The sequence below is a fragment of the Streptomyces sp. NPDC057565 genome (genome assembly GCF_042801455.1).
Classification (GTDB): Bacteria; Actinomycetota; Actinomycetes; order Streptomycetales; family Streptomycetaceae; genus Streptomyces; species Streptomyces yanii.
This window is the reverse complement of the sequence record NZ_JBHVFU010000017.1, coordinates 98,436-114,751: the sequence shown is the minus strand read 5'-3', so window position 1 is coordinate 114,751 and position 16,316 is coordinate 98,436. Positions and strand designations below refer to the sequence as shown.

Annotated in this window: 14 protein-coding genes and 1 pseudogene; 9 read left to right on the top strand and 6 right to left on the bottom strand. The window is 70.6% G+C overall.

Translation table 11 applies throughout. The features are described from left to right. Positions 1-176 precede the first annotated feature (176 nt). Positions 177-257 (top strand): annotated as a pseudogene (locus ACFU8W_RS27130) (transcriptional regulator); the annotation flags it as partial. A gap of 28 nt (positions 258-285) precedes the next feature. On the opposite strand, the gene ACFU8W_RS27125 reads toward ACFU8W_RS27130, so the two are convergent. Then, the gene (locus ACFU8W_RS27125) at positions 286-984 is read right to left on the bottom strand and encodes a TetR/AcrR family transcriptional regulator (protein WP_384042172.1); all 699 of its coding nucleotides are present in this window, start codon (positions 982-984) and stop codon (positions 286-288) included. A 342-nt stretch (positions 985-1,326) separates the two neighbouring features. Between ACFU8W_RS27125 and ACFU8W_RS27120 the strand changes: the two genes are divergently transcribed. Then, positions 1,327-2,916: an MFS transporter gene (locus tag ACFU8W_RS27120; protein ID WP_384042169.1), complete on the top strand. Its 1,590-nt coding sequence runs from the start codon at positions 1,327-1,329 to the stop codon at positions 2,914-2,916. Positions 2,917-3,036: 120 nt separating this feature from the next. Continuing rightward, positions 3,037-3,804 (top strand): IclR family transcriptional regulator, encoded by a 768-nt coding sequence (locus ACFU8W_RS27115; protein ID WP_384042166.1) that lies wholly within the window; start codon positions 3,037-3,039, stop codon positions 3,802-3,804. 105 nt (positions 3,805-3,909) lie between these two features. Here the strand turns inward: ACFU8W_RS27115 and hutH are convergent, their stop codons facing one another. Both hutH and ACFU8W_RS27105 read right to left on the bottom strand, forming a co-directional pair. Next, positions 3,910-5,448: a histidine ammonia-lyase gene (hutH, locus tag ACFU8W_RS27110; RefSeq protein ID WP_384042163.1), complete on the bottom strand. Its 1,539-nt coding sequence runs from the start codon at positions 5,446-5,448 to the stop codon at positions 3,910-3,912. A 201-nt stretch (positions 5,449-5,649) separates the two neighbouring features. After that, positions 5,650-7,080, bottom strand: a complete 1,431-nt coding sequence (locus ACFU8W_RS27105) for an amino acid permease (protein ID WP_384042160.1) — start codon at positions 7,078-7,080, stop codon at positions 5,650-5,652. Positions 7,081-7,219: 139 nt separating this feature from the next. Between ACFU8W_RS27105 and ACFU8W_RS27100 the strand changes: the two genes are divergently transcribed. Continuing rightward, complete coding sequence (locus tag ACFU8W_RS27100) at positions 7,220-8,059, top strand: IclR family transcriptional regulator (protein ID WP_384042157.1); 840 nt, start codon at positions 7,220-7,222, stop codon at positions 8,057-8,059. A gap of 46 nt (positions 8,060-8,105) precedes the next feature. Here the strand turns inward: ACFU8W_RS27100 and hutC are convergent, their stop codons facing one another. Further along, positions 8,106-8,915: a histidine utilization repressor gene (gene hutC / locus ACFU8W_RS27095; RefSeq protein WP_384042153.1), complete on the bottom strand. Its 810-nt coding sequence runs from the start codon at positions 8,913-8,915 to the stop codon at positions 8,106-8,108. A 179-nt stretch (positions 8,916-9,094) separates the two neighbouring features. Between hutC and hutU the strand changes: the two genes are divergently transcribed. Together hutU and hutG are read left to right on the top strand one after the other, a co-directional pair. Beyond that, entirely contained in the window at positions 9,095-10,771 is a 1,677-nt protein-coding gene (hutU, locus tag ACFU8W_RS27090) for a urocanate hydratase (RefSeq protein WP_384042150.1), read from the top strand. A 29-nt stretch (positions 10,772-10,800) separates the two neighbouring features. Continuing rightward, positions 10,801-11,793 (top strand): formimidoylglutamase, encoded by a 993-nt coding sequence (gene hutG / locus ACFU8W_RS27085; protein WP_384042146.1) that lies wholly within the window; start codon positions 10,801-10,803, stop codon positions 11,791-11,793. 717 nt (positions 11,794-12,510) lie between these two features. Here hutG and ACFU8W_RS27080 read toward each other — a convergent pair. Beyond that, positions 12,511-12,951, bottom strand: a complete 441-nt coding sequence (locus tag ACFU8W_RS27080) for a YkvA family protein (protein WP_384042142.1) — start codon at positions 12,949-12,951, stop codon at positions 12,511-12,513. A 13-nt stretch (positions 12,952-12,964) separates the two neighbouring features. Beyond that, complete coding sequence (locus ACFU8W_RS27075) at positions 12,965-13,582, bottom strand: Chromate resistance protein ChrB (RefSeq protein ID WP_384042139.1); 618 nt, start codon at positions 13,580-13,582, stop codon at positions 12,965-12,967. Positions 13,583-13,723: 141 nt separating this feature from the next. Between ACFU8W_RS27075 and ACFU8W_RS27070 the strand changes: the two genes are divergently transcribed. From ACFU8W_RS27070 to ACFU8W_RS27060, 3 genes are all read left to right on the top strand, one after another. Continuing rightward, positions 13,724-13,864, top strand: coding sequence for a hypothetical protein (locus ACFU8W_RS27070; RefSeq protein WP_384042136.1), 141 nt, complete (start codon positions 13,724-13,726; stop codon positions 13,862-13,864). A 114-nt stretch (positions 13,865-13,978) separates the two neighbouring features. Further along, positions 13,979-14,518, top strand: coding sequence for a hypothetical protein (locus ACFU8W_RS27065; RefSeq protein WP_384042134.1), 540 nt, complete (start codon positions 13,979-13,981; stop codon positions 14,516-14,518). After that, positions 14,515-16,056, top strand: a complete 1,542-nt coding sequence (locus ACFU8W_RS27060; RefSeq protein WP_384042131.1) for a multicopper oxidase family protein — start codon at positions 14,515-14,517, stop codon at positions 16,054-16,056. The genes ACFU8W_RS27065 and ACFU8W_RS27060 overlap by 4 nt, the downstream gene beginning before the upstream one ends. Positions 16,057-16,316: the final 260 nt, after the last annotated feature.

Sequence of the window (16,316 nt, the reverse complement as noted above, 5' to 3'; positions counted from 1 at the left end):
CAACTTCTGTTGCCATTTCCGGGACGGCACGACGCCGGCCTCGCCGAGCAGGGCGGCGAGGCCGTCCGGGATCGGCATGGAAGCGGTGAGCCCGGTCCGGGTGCGGCCGGCGTTGCTTCCGGGTACTTCCCGGCCCCCGAGCTGGGAGCGGCTTCGGCCGGGCGCCGGCCGACCCGATCCGTTTCCGCCTCCTGCTCGCGCTGCGCGAGGCTCCGGCTTGCCCCTTCGGCCTCGCCGACACGCTGGGAATCTCTCGATTCCTGCGGGCTCCGGGCAGCACGAAGCTCAGGCGTCGATGCCCCGTCGCGTGAGATCGGCTGCGATGCCGTCCAGGACACCGGCAAGACCTGAGGCGAACAAGGCGTCGAGGTCCCAGGGGTCGGCGCCCGCGCGCATCGCGCGGGCGAGCCGGGGATACGCCCCGGGTTCGTACAGCGGGTCCTGTGCGTGGCCCGAGGCTTTCGTCCCCTGCTTCGCGGCGATCTTCGACTGCCGCTCCGCCTCCGCATCGCTGACGAGGATCAGCGCCACGCCTTGCACGTAGGAGGCGAACATGAACATGTACCGGAAGGCATCGGCGGGTTCGAGGTCGAGCCCGTCGAACGAGGAGAAGGCGCTTTCGCTGTCCGCCGCGAGAGCCGGGCTGAAATACGCGCGGGTCGTCACCATGACCCTCGGCAGTACCCAAGGGTGGCGGTGATACAGCTCCCAGTCGCGGTACGCGGCGCGTTCGAGGCCGTGACGCCAGTTCCGCGGCAGCAAGTCGGGCAGCGGCACGTCGGCCATAGCGGCTTCCACCATCAGGGTCACCAGATCGTCCTTGGACGCCACATGGCGGTACAGGGACATCGTGCCGGTGCCGAGTTCCGTGGCGACCCGGCGCATCGACAGCGCGTCGAGCCCCTCCGCGTCCGCGACGACGATCCCGGCCCGCACGATGCGCTCGACGGTGAGATGTCGCGCGCCGTCGTCGCCCTCCGGCACGCGGGCCGGCGTTTCCGCCCTGCGTGCCCGATAGGCCCTCGCCTGGCACGCACGGGAACAGTAGACCCTCGGCCGCCCCCGGTCTGCGGGCTCCAGCGCCCTTCCGCACGACGCGCATGCCAGCTGGACGGACATCAACGAACTCCCTTTCGTCACACCTCAGAGTTGTGTCGAAATTCTAGCCCGCCGACACGAGCGCATGCGCAGACGAAGATAAATAGGCACGTCAAAAAAGCCATTGTCTCGCTTCGGCGTGCATGCGTACTCTGCACGCGTCGTTGCGTACAAAGTACGCATCCGGATGATTGAGTCCATCCGGACCTGCACGGCCCAGGAGAGGGCATGACTGAAGAAGAGAAAAGAGCCGGAGCCGGGGAATGGGTCGGTCTCGCCGTCCTGGTGCTGCCCTGCCTCCTGGCGTCCATGGACATGTCCGTCATGTTCATCACGCTCCCGTCCCTGTCGGCCGACCTCGGCCCGAGCAGTTCCGAGCAACTGTGGATCATGGACGCCTACGGCTTCCTCCTCGCCGGTCTGCTCATCACGATGGGCACACTCGGTGACCGCTTCGGGCGGCGGAGGGTGCTGCTCACGGGCGCCGCGGCCTTCGGCGCCGCCTCGGTCCTGGCGGCCTGCTCGACCAGCCCCGAGACACTCATCGCGGCCCGCGTGCTCCTGGGCATTGCCGGAGCCACACTGGCCCCCTCCACCCTTTCCCTGATCCGGAGCATGTTCCACAACGCCGCACAGCGGGCCACCGCAGTCGGCATCTGGACAGCGGGCTTCGCGGGCGGCGCTGTGCTCGGCCCGATCATCGGCGGTCTGCTCCTGGAGCACTTCTGGTGGGGGTCGGTCTTCCTGGTCAACGTGCCGGTGATGGTCCTGCTGCTGATCCTCGGCCCGCTGCTGCTCACCGAATACCGCGACCCCGAGCCGGGCCGGTTCGACCTGCTCGGCGCCGCCATGTCCCTCGTGGCCGTGCTCGGCGTCATCTACGGCATCAAGACAATGGCGGAGCACGGCTTCGGGTGGATTCCCCTGATGTGCTGTGCCGCCGGACTCGCTGTGGGAGCGGCATTCCTCCGCCGCCAGCACGGGGCCACGAACCCGGTGATCGACATGATGCTGTTCCGCACACGCCGGTTCAACGTGCCCCTTCTCATCGACGCGCTGGCGACGTTCGGACTGGTCGGCTTCAGCCTGTTCAACTGGCAGTTCATGCAACTCGTCCTGGGCATGGGTCCGTTGGAGTCGGCCGTGTGGTCCTTGCCCACCTTCCTCGTGATGCCCCTGGGTATCGCGCTGGCCACCGCGCTCGCCCCCCGCATCGGTAAACACAACGTGATCGCCGCCGGGCTGCTCGTGGCGACTGCCGGCTACGTCATGCTGGCCCTGCTCCGAGCCGATTCGGGAATCGTCCACCTCGTCAGCGGCATGACCGTCGTCTCGATCGGCATCGGCGCCGTCTCCGCGGTCGTCACCGAGGTGATCCTTTCTGCCGCACCACCGGAGCGGGCCGGGGCGGCCTCAGCCATGGCCGAGACCTCTGCCGAGTTCGGCGGGGCACTGGGCATCGCGCTCCTGGGCAGTATCGGCACCGCCGTCTACCGTTCGGAACTGGCGGTCAGTGCTCCTGACGAGCTGACGTCCAAGGAGTTGGAGGCGGCCAGGAGCACACTCGGCGGCGCCGTCGAGACCGCCGCCGCCCTCCCGAGGGGCACCGCCGAATCCCTGCGGAACGCGGCCTTCGACGCCTTCGCCCGGGAGGCCAGGATCGCCTCGGTGGTCAGTGCCGTCCTGATGACGGGCGCAGCGGTCCTCATCGCCACCCTGCTCCGCACCGCACGCACACGACCCGGACCCGAGGCCCCCCGATCCGCAGCGGAGCACCACGACGGGGACCGGGCGGGGGAATCCGCACTCCCGGGCTGACACCTCGCACCACCTGTGGCACCTGTGGCACCCGTGCCGATCACCTTCGTCGTGTCTCGTATCCCGGACGTCGCCACGAGGGTGCGGAGTGACGCCGACCATCGGACGTAATCTCGCGACATGTCACCAGTTCCCGCCGCCGCCCAGGTGTTGGCCATTCTGCGATATCTCGCAGGTCAGGCGGGGCCCGTTCCCGCCGCCGCCATCAGTCGTGATGTGCGGCTGCCCCGGTCCACGACCTATCACCTGCTCGACACGCTCACGCGCGAGGGGTTCGTCGTGCATCTGCCGGAGGAGCGGCGTTACGGGCTGGGGGTCAGTGCCTTCGAGCTGGCGTCGGGGTACAGCCGTCAGGCTCCGTTTCAGCGTCTGGCTCGGGTGCCGCTGGCGAAGCTCGTCGACAGTACGGGGCACAACGCCCATCTCGCCGTGCTGCACGGCCGCGAGGTCATCTACGTCATCGAGGAGCGGGCTCCTGGTCGGGCGCCGCTGGTGACGGAGGTCGGTGTGCGGCTCCCGGCCCATCTGACCGCCAGCGGGCGGGCGTTGCTGGCCGGCCTTTCGCAGGCGCAGGTGCGGGCTCTGTTTCCCGACGCGTCGGCGTTCGTGCTGCGCCACGAGGCGGGGCCGGGGTCGTTGACCGCGCTCCGGGAGCTTCTTGCGGAGGCCCGCCGGCGTGGGTATGCCACGGAGGACGGTGAGGTGACGCCCGGTTTCTCGTCGGTGGCGGCCGCCGTTCTCGACCACAGCGCGCATCCTGTTGCCGGGGTGGCGGTCACGTTCCCGGGTGACGAGGTCGGGCCCGAGCAGCAGGAGTGGATCGCTACACAAGTGACGCGGACGGCGAATCTGCTGAGTCGTCGTATCGGCGGGGTGCACGCCTCGTGACGTGAGCAACTCATGGTCCGCCACTGACGGCCGGCCGGAACAGGGAGTTGGCGTTCCGCCGCCGACCCCGGTCGGCGGCGGAACGCACACGAACGCTCGCTCAGGTCAGTCCAGCTGCCCGATGACCGATTCGGCGTCCGCGAGGGCGTGGCCCGCGGACACGTACTGGACGGCCGCCTCGATCTCGGGTGCGAGGTAGCGGTCGGTGCCCGGGCCCTGTACGTGCCGGCGCAGGCCGGCCAGGACGGCCGCGGTGGCGGGGGCCGGGGTGAGGGGTGCGCGCAGGTCGAGGGCACGGGCCGCGGTGAGGATCTCGACGGCGACCACGCGGGTCAGCCCGTCGATGGCGCGGCGCAGCTTGCGGGCGGCGGCCCAGCCCATCGAGACGTGGTCCTCCTGCATGGCGCTGGAGGGGATGGAGTCGACGGATGCGGGGGCGGCGAGGCGCTTGAGCTCGGAGACGATGCCGGCCTGGGTGTACTGGGCGATCATGTGGCCGGAGTCCACGCCCGGGTCGTCGGCGAGGAAGGCGTTCAGACCGTGGTTGCGGGCGACGTCGAGGAAGCGGTCGGTGCGGCGTTCGCTGACGGAGGCGATGTCCGCGACGGAGATGGCGAGGAAGTCCAGGACGCAGGCCACGGGGGCGCCGTGGAAGTTGCCGTTGGACTCCACCCGGCCGTCGGGGGTCACGACGGGGTTGTCGATGGCGCTGGCGAGTTCGCGGCCCGCGACGGTCTCCGCGTGGGCGAGGGTGTCGCGGGCGGCGCCGTGCACCTGGGGGGTGCAGCGCAGCGAGTAGGCGTCCTGGACACGGGTGCAGTCGGGGCCGCGGTGGCTGGCGACAATCGCCGAACCGTCCAGCAGGGCGCGGAGGTTGGCCGCGCTGGCGCCCTGGCCGGGGTGCGGGCGCAGGGCCTGGAGGTCGGCGGCGAAGACGGCGTCGGTGCCGAGCTGTGCCTCGACGCTCATGGCGGCGGCGATGTCGGCGGTGCGGAGCAGCATCCGCAGGTCGTGGGCGGCCATGACGAGCATGCCGAGCATGCCGTCGGTGCCGTTGATGAGGGCCAGGCCCTCCTTCTCGTGCAGGGTGACGGGTGCGATGCCGGCGGCGGCGAGGGCCTCGGCCGCGGGCATGAGTTCGCCCTGGGCGTCGCGCACCTGGCCTTCGCCCATGACGGCGAGGGCGCAGTGGGCGAGCGGGGCGAGGTCGCCGGAGCAGCCGAGGGAGCCGTATTCGTGGACGACGGGCGTGATGCCGGCGTTGAGGAGGGCGGCGTAGGCCTGCGCGGTCTCGGGGCGTACGCCGGTGCGGCCGGTCGCGAGTGTCGAGAGGCGCAGCAGCATCAGGGCGCGTACGACCTCGCGCTCGACCTCGGGGCCGGAGCCCGCCGCGTGGGAGCGGACGAGGCTGCGCTGGAGCTGGGCGCGCAGTTCGAGGGGTATGTGGCGGGTGGCCAGGGCGCCGAATCCGGTGGACACGCCGTAGTGCGGTACTACGTCGCCGGCCAGGTCCTCGACCACCTTGCGGCTCTGGGAGATCTCTCCGAGGGCTTCGTGGGTGAGGGTCACGTGGGCGCCGTGGCGGGCGACGGCCACGACATCGGCGAGGGACAGGGGGCCGATGCCTACGAAGGTTTCGTTCATGGATCCATCAAGCCCGAAACCGGAACCTCTTCGTCAGTGGCTGCGGAGGGTTAATGTCTGGGATCCCAGACACTTGCCGGTGCGGGTGGATGGCTGTGGGGCGGGGGCCTGGCAGAGCCTTGAACCATGACCGGCCGACCCAAAAAGCATTCGGCGGAACCGCGTGGGTCGCGGTTCCGCCGAGTGGTCGTGGTTGCGGGGCTAGTACTGGTGGACCGGTTCCCTGTCGGGCTCGGTCCCCTTCGGGGCTTCGAGGGTTTCGGCCTCCGGTGGGCGGCGGCGCATACAGAGGTAGTACGCGCCCGTCATCAGCGCCAGCCAGACCGCTCCGACGACGAGGGCGATCCTCGTGCTGTCCGAGAACGCGAGGAGCACCACCACGCCGGCCATGAACACGATCGCGGCGATCTGCCCGTAGGGCCAGAAGGGTGCCGGGTACTTCAGCGCGGCGACCTCCTGCGGGGTCATCCTGCGGCGGGCGCTGACCTGGGAGAGCAGGATCATGAGCCAGACCCAGACGGTGGCGAAGGTCGCGATGGAGGCGATGACGAGGAAGATCCGTTCGGGCATGAGGTAGTTGAGGAGTACGCCGCAGAGGAGTGCGCCGATCATGATGACGACGGTCAGCCACGGCACCCCGTTGCGCGAGAGCCTGCGCATGGCGGCCGGTGCCTGTCCCCGCTCGGCCATGCCGTACATGATGCGTCCGGCGGCGAAGATGTCGCTGTTGATCGCGGACAGTGCGGCGACGATGACGACGACGTTCAGTACGGCGGCCGCGGAGCTGACGCCGAGCCCGGCGAAGATCTCGACGAAGGGGCTGCCGCCCGAGCCGATGTGCTGCCAGGGGTCGAGGGACATGATCACGGCGAGGGTGAGCACGTAGAAGAGCACGATGCGGATGGGGATGGAGTTGACGGCGCTCGGGATCGTCTTCTCGGGGTCCTGCGCCTCGCCGGCGGTGACGCCGATGATCTCGGTGCCGCCGAACGCGAACATCACCACGGCCAGCGACATGACGACGCCCTGGATCCCGTGGGGGAGGAAGCCTCCGTTGCTCCACAGGTTCGAGACGCTTGCGCCGCCGTGGCTGCCGAAGACGATGATCGCGATTCCGGCGAGGATCATCGCGATGATGGCGACGACCTTGGCAAGCGAGAGCCAGAACTCCAGCTCGCCGAAGACCTTGACGCTGAAGAGGTTCATGGCGCCGATGACGCCCACGGCCGCCAGGAGCCAGATCCAGCGGGGCACGTCGGGGAACCAGAAGCCCATGTAGACACCGAGTGCCGTGATGTCGGCCAGGCAGACGAAGACCATCTCCAGCGCGTAGGTCCAGCCGGTCAGGAAGCCGGGCAGCGGACCGAGGTGCCTGGTCGCGTACTCGCCGAAGGATCCGGCGCACGGCCGGCTCACCGCCATCTCGCCGAGCGAGCGCAGGACGAGGAAGACGGCGGCTCCGCCGATGAGATAGGCGAGCAGTACGGCCGGCCCGGCCGCCTTGATGGATTCCGAGGAACCGTAGAAGAGGCCCGTCCCGATGGCGGAGCCGAGGGCGATGAAGCGTATGTGCCGGGACTTGAGCCCGCGCTGCAGGGACGACTTGTCAGTGGTCAACATGTCGGTGGTCAACGAATGCCCTCCTTGGGAACGGCGCGTTCCGGGCGAGGTGGCGGGGCCGGATCGATGACCGGTGACGGCCTTCGGCACACCCGCACGACGAGGGCACTTGTATATTCCTGTATATACAGGAGAGTCAAGAGGTGGACCCATGGGTGAACGAGAGACGGCGTCGAGCGCCTCGCCGGCCGTCGGACGGGCGCTGGACATCCTGCTGCACCTCGCCGGCCGGTCGGGCCCGGTCCAGGCCGCGGCCCTCGCACGCGAACTGGGCATCCCCCGGTCGTCCGCGTACCACATCCTCTCCGTCCTGGTGGACCGCGGTTTCGTCACCTACCTGCCCAAGGAGCAGGCGTACGGGCTCGGGGTCGCGTCCTTCGAGATCGGCTCGGCCTACCTCCGGCACGAGCCCCTCGAACGGCTCGCGCGCCCCATCCTGCGCAGCGCGTCCAACCGCCTCGGCCAGACCGTCCACCTGGGCATCGTCCACGGCGCGGAGACGGTCTACCTGCTCAAGGAGCGTCCCCGGTCGCGCCCGCCAGGCGACGCCGACATCGCCCTCGTCACGGACATCGGGGTCCGGCTGCCCGCACATCTGACGGCCAACGGGCGTGCCATCCTCGCCCATTCCGCTCCGGCGCAGCTACGGGCTCTGTTCCCGCGTCGCGGCGACCTCATCACCCGTACCGGCAAGGGACCGCGCTCGCTGCCGGAACTGCTGTCCCTGCTGGCACAGGACCGTGAACGCGGCTGGTCAGAGGAGGTCGAGCTGGTCTCGGAAGGTTGCCGGTCGATGGGAATCGCGGCCTTCGACCACAACGAGCGGCCCGTCGCCGCGCTCAGCAGCACCTGGCACCGGCACTACAGCCGGCACGAGCCCGACCAGGTGCGCGGCGTCCTCGAACAGTCCGCGGCGCGGCTGACCGCCGCGATGTCCGGCCGGCGGCCGGCAGCGCAGCTGAGCCGCACGGTCGGACCGGGCGCCTCCTGACGGTCACCGACAGATCGGTGCACATGCAGGCAGGCGCACCGACAGCTCAGTGCGCGGCAAACGTTCCCTCGAGGCGGTACCGGGAGCCCGGGTGCAGCAGACGCGCGACGCTGACGACGGCGTCGCGCGACCAGGTGCGCCGCTGGATCAACAGGCACGGCTCGGCCGGTGACACGCCGAGGATCTCGCACTCCTCCGCAGAGGGAAGTACCGCCTCGACGATGTGCTCGCCCTTGCCCAGCGGCGCGACCTCCGACAGGAACGTGAACGGTGTGCGTTGCGTGAAGTCCTGGTCGAGATAGCCGGGGGCGAAGTCCGGATGGACGTAACGGTCCTCCAACTGGACCGCCGCCCCGTCCTCGAAGTGCACGACGCGCGAACGGAAGGCGCTGCGCCGCCCGTCGAGGCCGAGCTGTGCGCTGATCTCGGGATCGGGGAGTTCCTCGCGCAGTGACAGCACCCTGGCCTCGTAGCGGTGGCCACGTCCCCGGATCTCGTCGGCGATGTTGTGCACCTCGACCAGGGCGGAGCTGCCCTTGCGCCGTGCGACGAAGGTGCCCACTCCCATGACGCGCCGCAGCAGGCCGTCCGCGCTCAGCTCGCGCAGAGCGCGGTTGACCGTCATCCGGGACAGGCCGAGCGACTCGACGAACTGGTTCTCCGACGGCAGTGCCTCGCCCTCGCGCCAGTGGCCGCTGACGATCTGCCGGGACACGAGGTCCTTGATCCGCTGGTAGGCGGGCGAGGAACCGGATGTCTGCTCCGCGTAGAGCCTGGCGAGCTCCGAAGCCCCCACGACCAAGCCGTCCACCGTCCTCGTCCCCGTCGGTCGTCGCGCCGCCTGAGGTGCGGTCACGATCACCGGAATTCTAGGCGAGACCCCTTTCAGGATGCCGGTCACCGCCGGCCCCGCCATACGGGCCGGGCGCATCCCGTTCTCGGATCCGAGAACTTCGGGGCCCGCCGCTGGTTCCCGCCCGACCGATCGCCTGTCATGGGTCACGCAGCAACTCCGTTACCCACCAGGAGAAGACCATGACCGGCGTTTCCCCCGCGGCCCGCCACATCCGCGCCCCGCGTGGCACCGAACTGAACTGCCTCGGCTGGCAGCAGGAGGGCGCCCTGCGCATGCTCATGAACAACCTCGACCCCGAGGTCGCTGAGCACCCCGAGAACCTGGTCGTCTACGGCGGCACCGGCAAGGCCGCCCGCGACTGGGCCGCGTACGACGCGATCGTGCGCACCCTCAAAACGCTCAAGGACGACGAGACGCTCCTGGTGCAGTCCGGAAAGCCGGTCGGCGTCATGCGCACCAGCGAGTGGGCGCCCCGGGTGCTGCTCGCCAACTCCAACCTGGTCGGCGACTGGGCCAACTGGGAGGAGTTCCGCTCCCTCGAGGCGCGCGGACTGACCATGTACGGCCAGATGACCGCCGGCTCCTGGATCTACATCGGCAGCCAGGGCATCCTCCAGGGCACGTACGAGACCTTCGGAGCGGTCGCGCGCAAGAAGTTCGACGGCACGCTGGCGGGCACCATCACGCTGACCGCCGGACTCGGCGGCATGGGCGGCGCCCAGCCGCTCGCCGTCACCATGAACGACGGCGTCGCGCTCTGCGTCGACGTCGACCCCACCCGCATCGAGCGCCGTATCGCGCACCGCTACCTCGACGTCGCGGCCGACGACCTCGACCACGCCCTGAGTCTCGCCATCGAGGCCAAGGAAGCGCGCCGCCCGCTGTCCATCGGACTCGCGGGCAACGCCGCCGAGGTGTTCCCGCAGCTCCTGGAGATGGGCGCGCCGATCGACATCGTCACCGACCAGACCTCGGCGCACGACCCGCTGGCCTACCTCCCCGTCGGCGTGAGCGTCGAGGAGTGGCACGAGCAGGCCGGCAAGGACCCGGCGGACTTCACCCGCCGCTCCCGCGAGTCGATGGCCCGGCACGTGGAGGCCATGGTCGGGTTCCTCGACGCCGGAGCCGAGGTCTTCGACTACGGCAACTCGATCCGCGACGAGGCCCGCAAGGCCGGCTACCAGCGCGCTTTCGACTTCCCCGGCTTCGTACCCGCCCACATCCGGCCCCTGTTCGAAGAGGGCCTCGGCCCGTTCCGGTGGGCGGCGCTGTCCGGCGACCCCAAGGACATCGAGGCCACCGACCGGGCGATCATGGAGCTCTTCCCCGAGAACGAGCACCTCCACCGCTGGATCAAGATGGCCGGTGAGCGCGTCTCCTTCGAGGGCCTGCCCGCCCGCATCTGCTGGCTCGGCTACGGCGAACGCCACCGCGCGGGCCTGCGGTTCAACGAGATGGTCGCCTCCGGCGAACTGTCCGCGCCGCTCGCCATCGGCCGCGACCACCTGGACTCCGGCTCCGTCGCCTCCCCCTACCGCGAGACCGAGGCCATGCTCGACGGCTCCGACGCCATCGCCGACTGGCCGCTGCTCAACGCCCTGGTGAACACGTCGTCCGGCGCTTCGTGGGTCTCGATCCACCACGGCGGCGGAGTCGGCATGGGCCGCTCCATCCACGCGGGCCAGGTGTGCATCGCCGACGGCACCGAACTCGCCGCGCAGAAGCTGTCCCGCGTCCTGACCAACGACCCCGGGATGGGCGTCATCCGGCACGTCGACGCGGGTTACGAGTACGCCGGCACCGTGGCACGCGACCGCGGGGTGCGCATCCCCATGACCGAGGGCGAAAGCAAGTGAGCGCGGCGGTCACGACCCAACCCACGGACATGGCTGTCGAGCTCACCGTGGACGTGGCTCCCGAGGCGTGGCGCGGCCGGGACGACGGTCCCGGGAACGAACACCTGCGCTGGCACCACGCGATCAGCACCGACCCCGGGCAACCGGGGCCGTGGGACGCCGCGTTCGTCGGCTTTCGCAGCGACGAGGGGGTGCGCCGCAACAAGGGCCGCCAGGGCGCGGCGGGCGGCCCGCGCGAACTGCGTGCCGCCCTGGCGTCCATGGCACTGCCCGCACCCATGACCGCGCTGGACGCCGGAGACGTCGAAGTCCTCGACGGGGACCTGGAGTCGGGGCACCGGCGCCTGGGTCAGGCGGTCGGCGCGCTCGTCGACCGTGGCATTCCGGTGGTGGTGCTGGGCGGCGGTCACGAGGTGGCGTACGGGACCTATCTCGGGCTCGTCGACACGCGGGCGGTGCGGGCGGGAGGGCGGCTCGGGGTGCTCAACCTCGACGCCCACTTCGACCTCCGGGACGACGTACGGGCGAGCTCCGGCACCCCGTTCCTCCAGATGGCGCGGAGCGAGGAGCAGCGGGGCCACCGGCTCAACTACCGTGTGATCGGCATCAGTCAGCCGAGCAACACCGAGCATCTCTTCCGCACGGCCGACCGGCTCGACGTGCGCTATCTGACCGACACCGAGTGCGGGCTCCTCGATCTGCCCGCGGTCGACGCGTTCGTGGACGAGTTCGTCGACAGCAGCGATGTCCTCCACCTCAGCATCGACCTGGACGTCCTGCCGGCCGCCGCCGCTCCCGGGGTCAGCGCCCCGGCCGCCCACGGCGTGCAGATGGAGGTCGTCGAGCGCGTCTGCGCCCGGGTGGCGGCGAGCGGGAAGCCGATCGTGGTCGATGTCGCCGAACTCAACCCGGACCTCGATGTCGACCACCGGACGGCGCGCGCGGGTGCGCGGCTGATTCACCGCATTCTGACGACGCGTCGGGCGACGGCCGGCGTGGTCGACGCCGCCGCGTCCGACTGACGGCGCGTCTGACAGACGGGCCGCCCCTATACCGGTCGCCAGGCCGTGAGAGCACGGACAGCCGCGGTCTGGCGACCATTGATTTTCCGGGGAGAGACGGGCTGCCGGGATTCATTCTCAGTGCCACGGACAGAGGGGCTCCGCAGCCGCCCTGCAATTCCGGGCGCGTGCCCGGGATCAGCTGTCGTCCGCTCCCTGCCACGATCACCGCCCTGTCGACAGCGGGTCGGGAGGGCGGTGCCACGATCCGTCCATGGCCACGTACGAACTGGCCGAGGGGGTCCTGGGAGCGGCGGCGAACGCGGCACTGACCGCGGGGCCGCCGCTGTCGTCGGCGCCGTCGCCCTCTCCTTCCAGGAGTGGCGGGCGCGGCGCAGTGACCGTATCCGGTGGCAGCGCAGTATCGAGGAGGCACTGCCAGGTCGCTGCGGTTCACGCGGACCGACCGGGCGTTCCTCGCCGCGCTGCTGCTTCGGCTGCCGTGAGATGTGCTGCGCAGCCTGCGGCTGCCGGTGCGGCCGGACACCGTGCTTCGCCGGCATCGCGATCTGGTTGCGCGTCGGCACGCGGACCAGTCCCGGCCGAAGCGCCCGGGCCGGCCACGGACACGATCATCAGAGCAGCAGGACAAGTCCCCACGACTCTCCACGACAAGCCCGCAGGCGGGTATTGACCAGCAGCGATGACTTGACGAGCCCCACAGGACGATGCGCCGGTCTACGGCTGCGAGTCGGAGGGCAGCGCAGAGCTGTCGGCTGCGCGGTTCAGTCCGGTCAGGCGCACGAGGGCGGAGAAGCCGTCCTCGGTTCCGGGCCAGTGAGCGCGTACGGCCTCAATCCCTGCGCGCCGTACGACGGAGCGCAGGGTGAACGCGACGATGATGGCGTCGTCCGCGTAGCCGATGACCGGCAGGAAGTCGGGGATGAGATCGATCGGCAGCACCAGGTAGACCATCAGCAGTCCGAGCCGCACCCGCACACCCCTGGGGAGGCTCTTGTCGGCAGCCAGGCGCCGCAGCAGGCGCACCAGGTCCGGCAGCAGTCGTACCGCCTCGGAAAGCAGGGCACCCTTGGGGCGGATCAGCAGCAGCGCGATCAGCAGCGTCACCCAGGCGGCGAGCAGGCCCGCGACGGTCGCGATGAGTATGTCCCACCACATGTGAAGGCCCCTTCTATTCGACGGCGCGCAGCTTGGCCGAGGTCGGCAGCGCGCTCGTGTCGGAGTCGGCCACCGGGTGGGTGCCGGCTTGCGCGGCGATCGCCGCGTCCTCGAACGCGGCCAGCGCCGCGCGGCACCGCTCAACTGCCTCCCGCGCCGTCGCACCACCGTTCGCGCCGAAGTAGTCCCGAGCGTCGATCTTGGCAAGCCACTTGTCGAACCGCTCCAGGTCCGCCTCGGACTCCTCCACCTCCGCATAGGTGGCGTTGCCGCGCGCCGTCTCCATCTCCAGCTCCTTCAGCAACTCCGGGGCACGCTCGACGACCTCGCCGTACTCGGTGTCGCGCTCCGCGTTGAACTCGGCGATCAGCTGCCCGTACTCCGCCTCGTCGGCGATGTTCACAGCCAACTGCCGCGCGGTGCCGCCGTCGGCCCGTACGGACGCCAGCAGCCGCGCCACCTGGCGGCGGACCGCATCACGGTCGGGCAGCAGACACACCGACTGCTGCAGGTACAGCGCCCCCAGCGAGCGCAGCTTTCGCCATACGCGCACCCTCGTCGCCGCAGGCGCGTCCGCAGTGCTCACCGACACCAGCAGGAACCGCTCCCGGCCCCCTGTCGTCTCCGTCATGTAACGACCGTAACATTAGCTGTGAAACGATGAGTACGAAGGTCCGCGGAGGGGTCGGCGCGCCCACACCGTCATGGAGGAATCCCGCCGACAAGCCGCGCCCGCTCCCGCACCGCAACCTGGTGGGCCACCGCGCTCGCGATGTCCGCGCCGCTCGCCGCCGGCCGCGTCTGCCTGGGCGTCCACCGGGCCACCGACGTCACCGCCGGCCTCGCCCTCGGCGCCGCAGCGGGCCGACGAGTCGGAGGCGTCGCTGTGCCGCCCGCCGCGATGCCCCCGTAGGGGCCCGGTCCGGGGAGCGGGCGGATCGGCCCCCTGTGTCCAGGCGTAGACGCGCATGAGAGGGCGGACTACGGTTGCGTGCTGATGATCATCCACTGCCCAGGGGAGACGTCCATGCAGCCGTCGTTGGCCGCCGCCGAGCCGGGCGGCTCGGGCACACGCGAGTCGCCAGACCCGCGACGGCACCCCGGGCGGGCCCGCGGTGCACTGCGCGCGGTGACGACGGTGCACGCCGCAGCCCTGTTCACCCAGGCCGTCCTCGCCGGGCGGTTCCTGTCCGGCGACTACGACATGCTCACCGCGCACGCGATCAACGCCAACGTGATCGTCGCCGTCGGCCTCGCGCAGGTCGTGGTAACGGTGCTGTATTGGCGCCAGGGCCGCGGTCCGGGCTGGCCGGCCGCGGTCAGCGTCGTGCTGCTCGTGGCCGAGGCCGGGCAGGCCGTCCTCGGCTACCGGCGGACCCTGGGGGTGCACGTCCCGCTGGGCGTGACGCTCATTGCCGCCGGGCTGCTGCTCCTGATCCAGGTGTGGCGCCCCCTGCCCCCGGGCCCCGTCCCGGCCGCGCCCGGTGACGCCGGGTCAGTGTCCGGGAGGGGGCCGCGGCCCGGCACGTCCCCGGAGGCGTCGCGGCCCGGGCAGGAGGTCTCGTGAGACCGGCGATACCGCGCCGCCGCCTCCTCGGCGCCCTGGGCGGGGCGGCCGCCCTGACGGCGGTGGGCACATACATCCCGCGGCTGGCCGCCGGCGCCCAGACCGGGGAACTGCTGCGCAGCCTGTTGCCGCTGCCCGCCCCGTACCGGGTGCCGCTGCCGGTACCGCCGGTGCTGACCCCACGCCAGGACGCCACCACCGACTACTACGAGGTGACTCAGAAGGCCGCCACCCAGGAGATCCTGCCCGGCCACACCACCGCGATCTGGGGGTACGAGGGGATCTTCCCCGGGCCCACCCTCGTCTCCCGCAGCGGCCGGCGGACCGTCGTCCGTCACCGCAACGCGCTTCCTGTGCCGGCCGTCGTGCACCTGCACGGCGGCCGCACCCCGTCGGCCAGCGACGGCTACCCCACCGACCTGATCGTGCCGGACGGGTTCACCGGCCCGCTCCCGCACCACGACCACCGGGCCAGCCTGGCCCACGGCTCACGCGTCTACGAGTACCCCCTCCAGCAGCGGGCCGCCACGCTCTGGTATCACGACCACCGCATGGACTTCACCGGCGCCGCCGTCTGGCGCGGGCTGGCCGGATTTCATCTCGTACACGACGACGAGGAGGAGGCCCTGCCCCTGCCGCGCGGGGACCGGGACATCCCGCTCATGATCACCGACCGGGCCTTCGACGCCGACGGCTCCTTCCGCTACCCCGCGACCGACCCGACCCTGCTGCACACCCCAGGTGTGCAGCAGGACTACGTCGAAGGGGTTCTGGGCGACGTGATCCTGGTCAACGGTGCGCCGTGGCCCGTCCTGGAAGTCGACGCCGCCCGCTACCGGCTGCGCATCCTCAACGCCTCCAACGCACGCCGCTACCGGCTGGAGCTGGATCCCCAGCCCGCGGGCGGCGGCGCCCTGGTACAGATCGGCTCGGACGGCGGCCTGCTGGCGGCCCCGAGAGCGCACGACGCGATCGTACTGGCGCCCGCGGAACGCTTCGACGTCGTCGTCGACTTCTCCCGCTACCGAGTCGGCGAGGAGGTCACCCTGGCCAACCGGCTCGGCAGCGGCACCACCGCCGCGGTCATGCGCTTCCGGATCGCCCGGCGCGCCACCGACGACAGCACCGTGCCCGCGCGACTGTCGGGCGTCGAGCGTCTGGACCCGGCGCGTGCGACGGCGACCCGTACCTTCACCTTCCGCGACCAGGGCGACGAGGGCTGGACGATCAACGGCCGGCCCTTCGACCCGATGCGGGCCGACGCCACCCCCCGGCTGGGCGCACTGGAGGTCTGGCGGTTCACCAGCGACTTCCACCACCCGGTCCACCTTCACCTGGCGCACTTCCAGGTGCTCTCCCGCAACGGCGAGGCCCCCGGCCCCTACGACGCGGGCTGGAAGGACACCGTCGACCTGAGCCCGGGCGAGGCGGTCGCCATCATCACCAGATTCACCGGCTACCGGGGGCGTTTCGTCTTCCACTGCCACAACCTGGAGCACGAGGACATGGCGATGATGGCCAACTTGGAAGTCGTCTAGCGTTCTGACCGATTAGGTTCGCCAGGTTCTTCAGGCCGCGACTGCGGGTGGGCGTCCGCCCCCGCGGATGCCCTTTTCGCTTCGGATGCGGGCGCGGTGTCTTCGTCCGGCGGCCAGGACACGCGGTGGCGGGCGTTGGCGTTGCGCCGGCGGAGGTGAGCGTGGCAGGTCGAGCTCAAGCGCCGCATCAATGAATTGCAGAATTCTGCAATTCATTACATGATGTAGGAGCTGTGCCGGTGCGTAGTCCGGGGCACAGC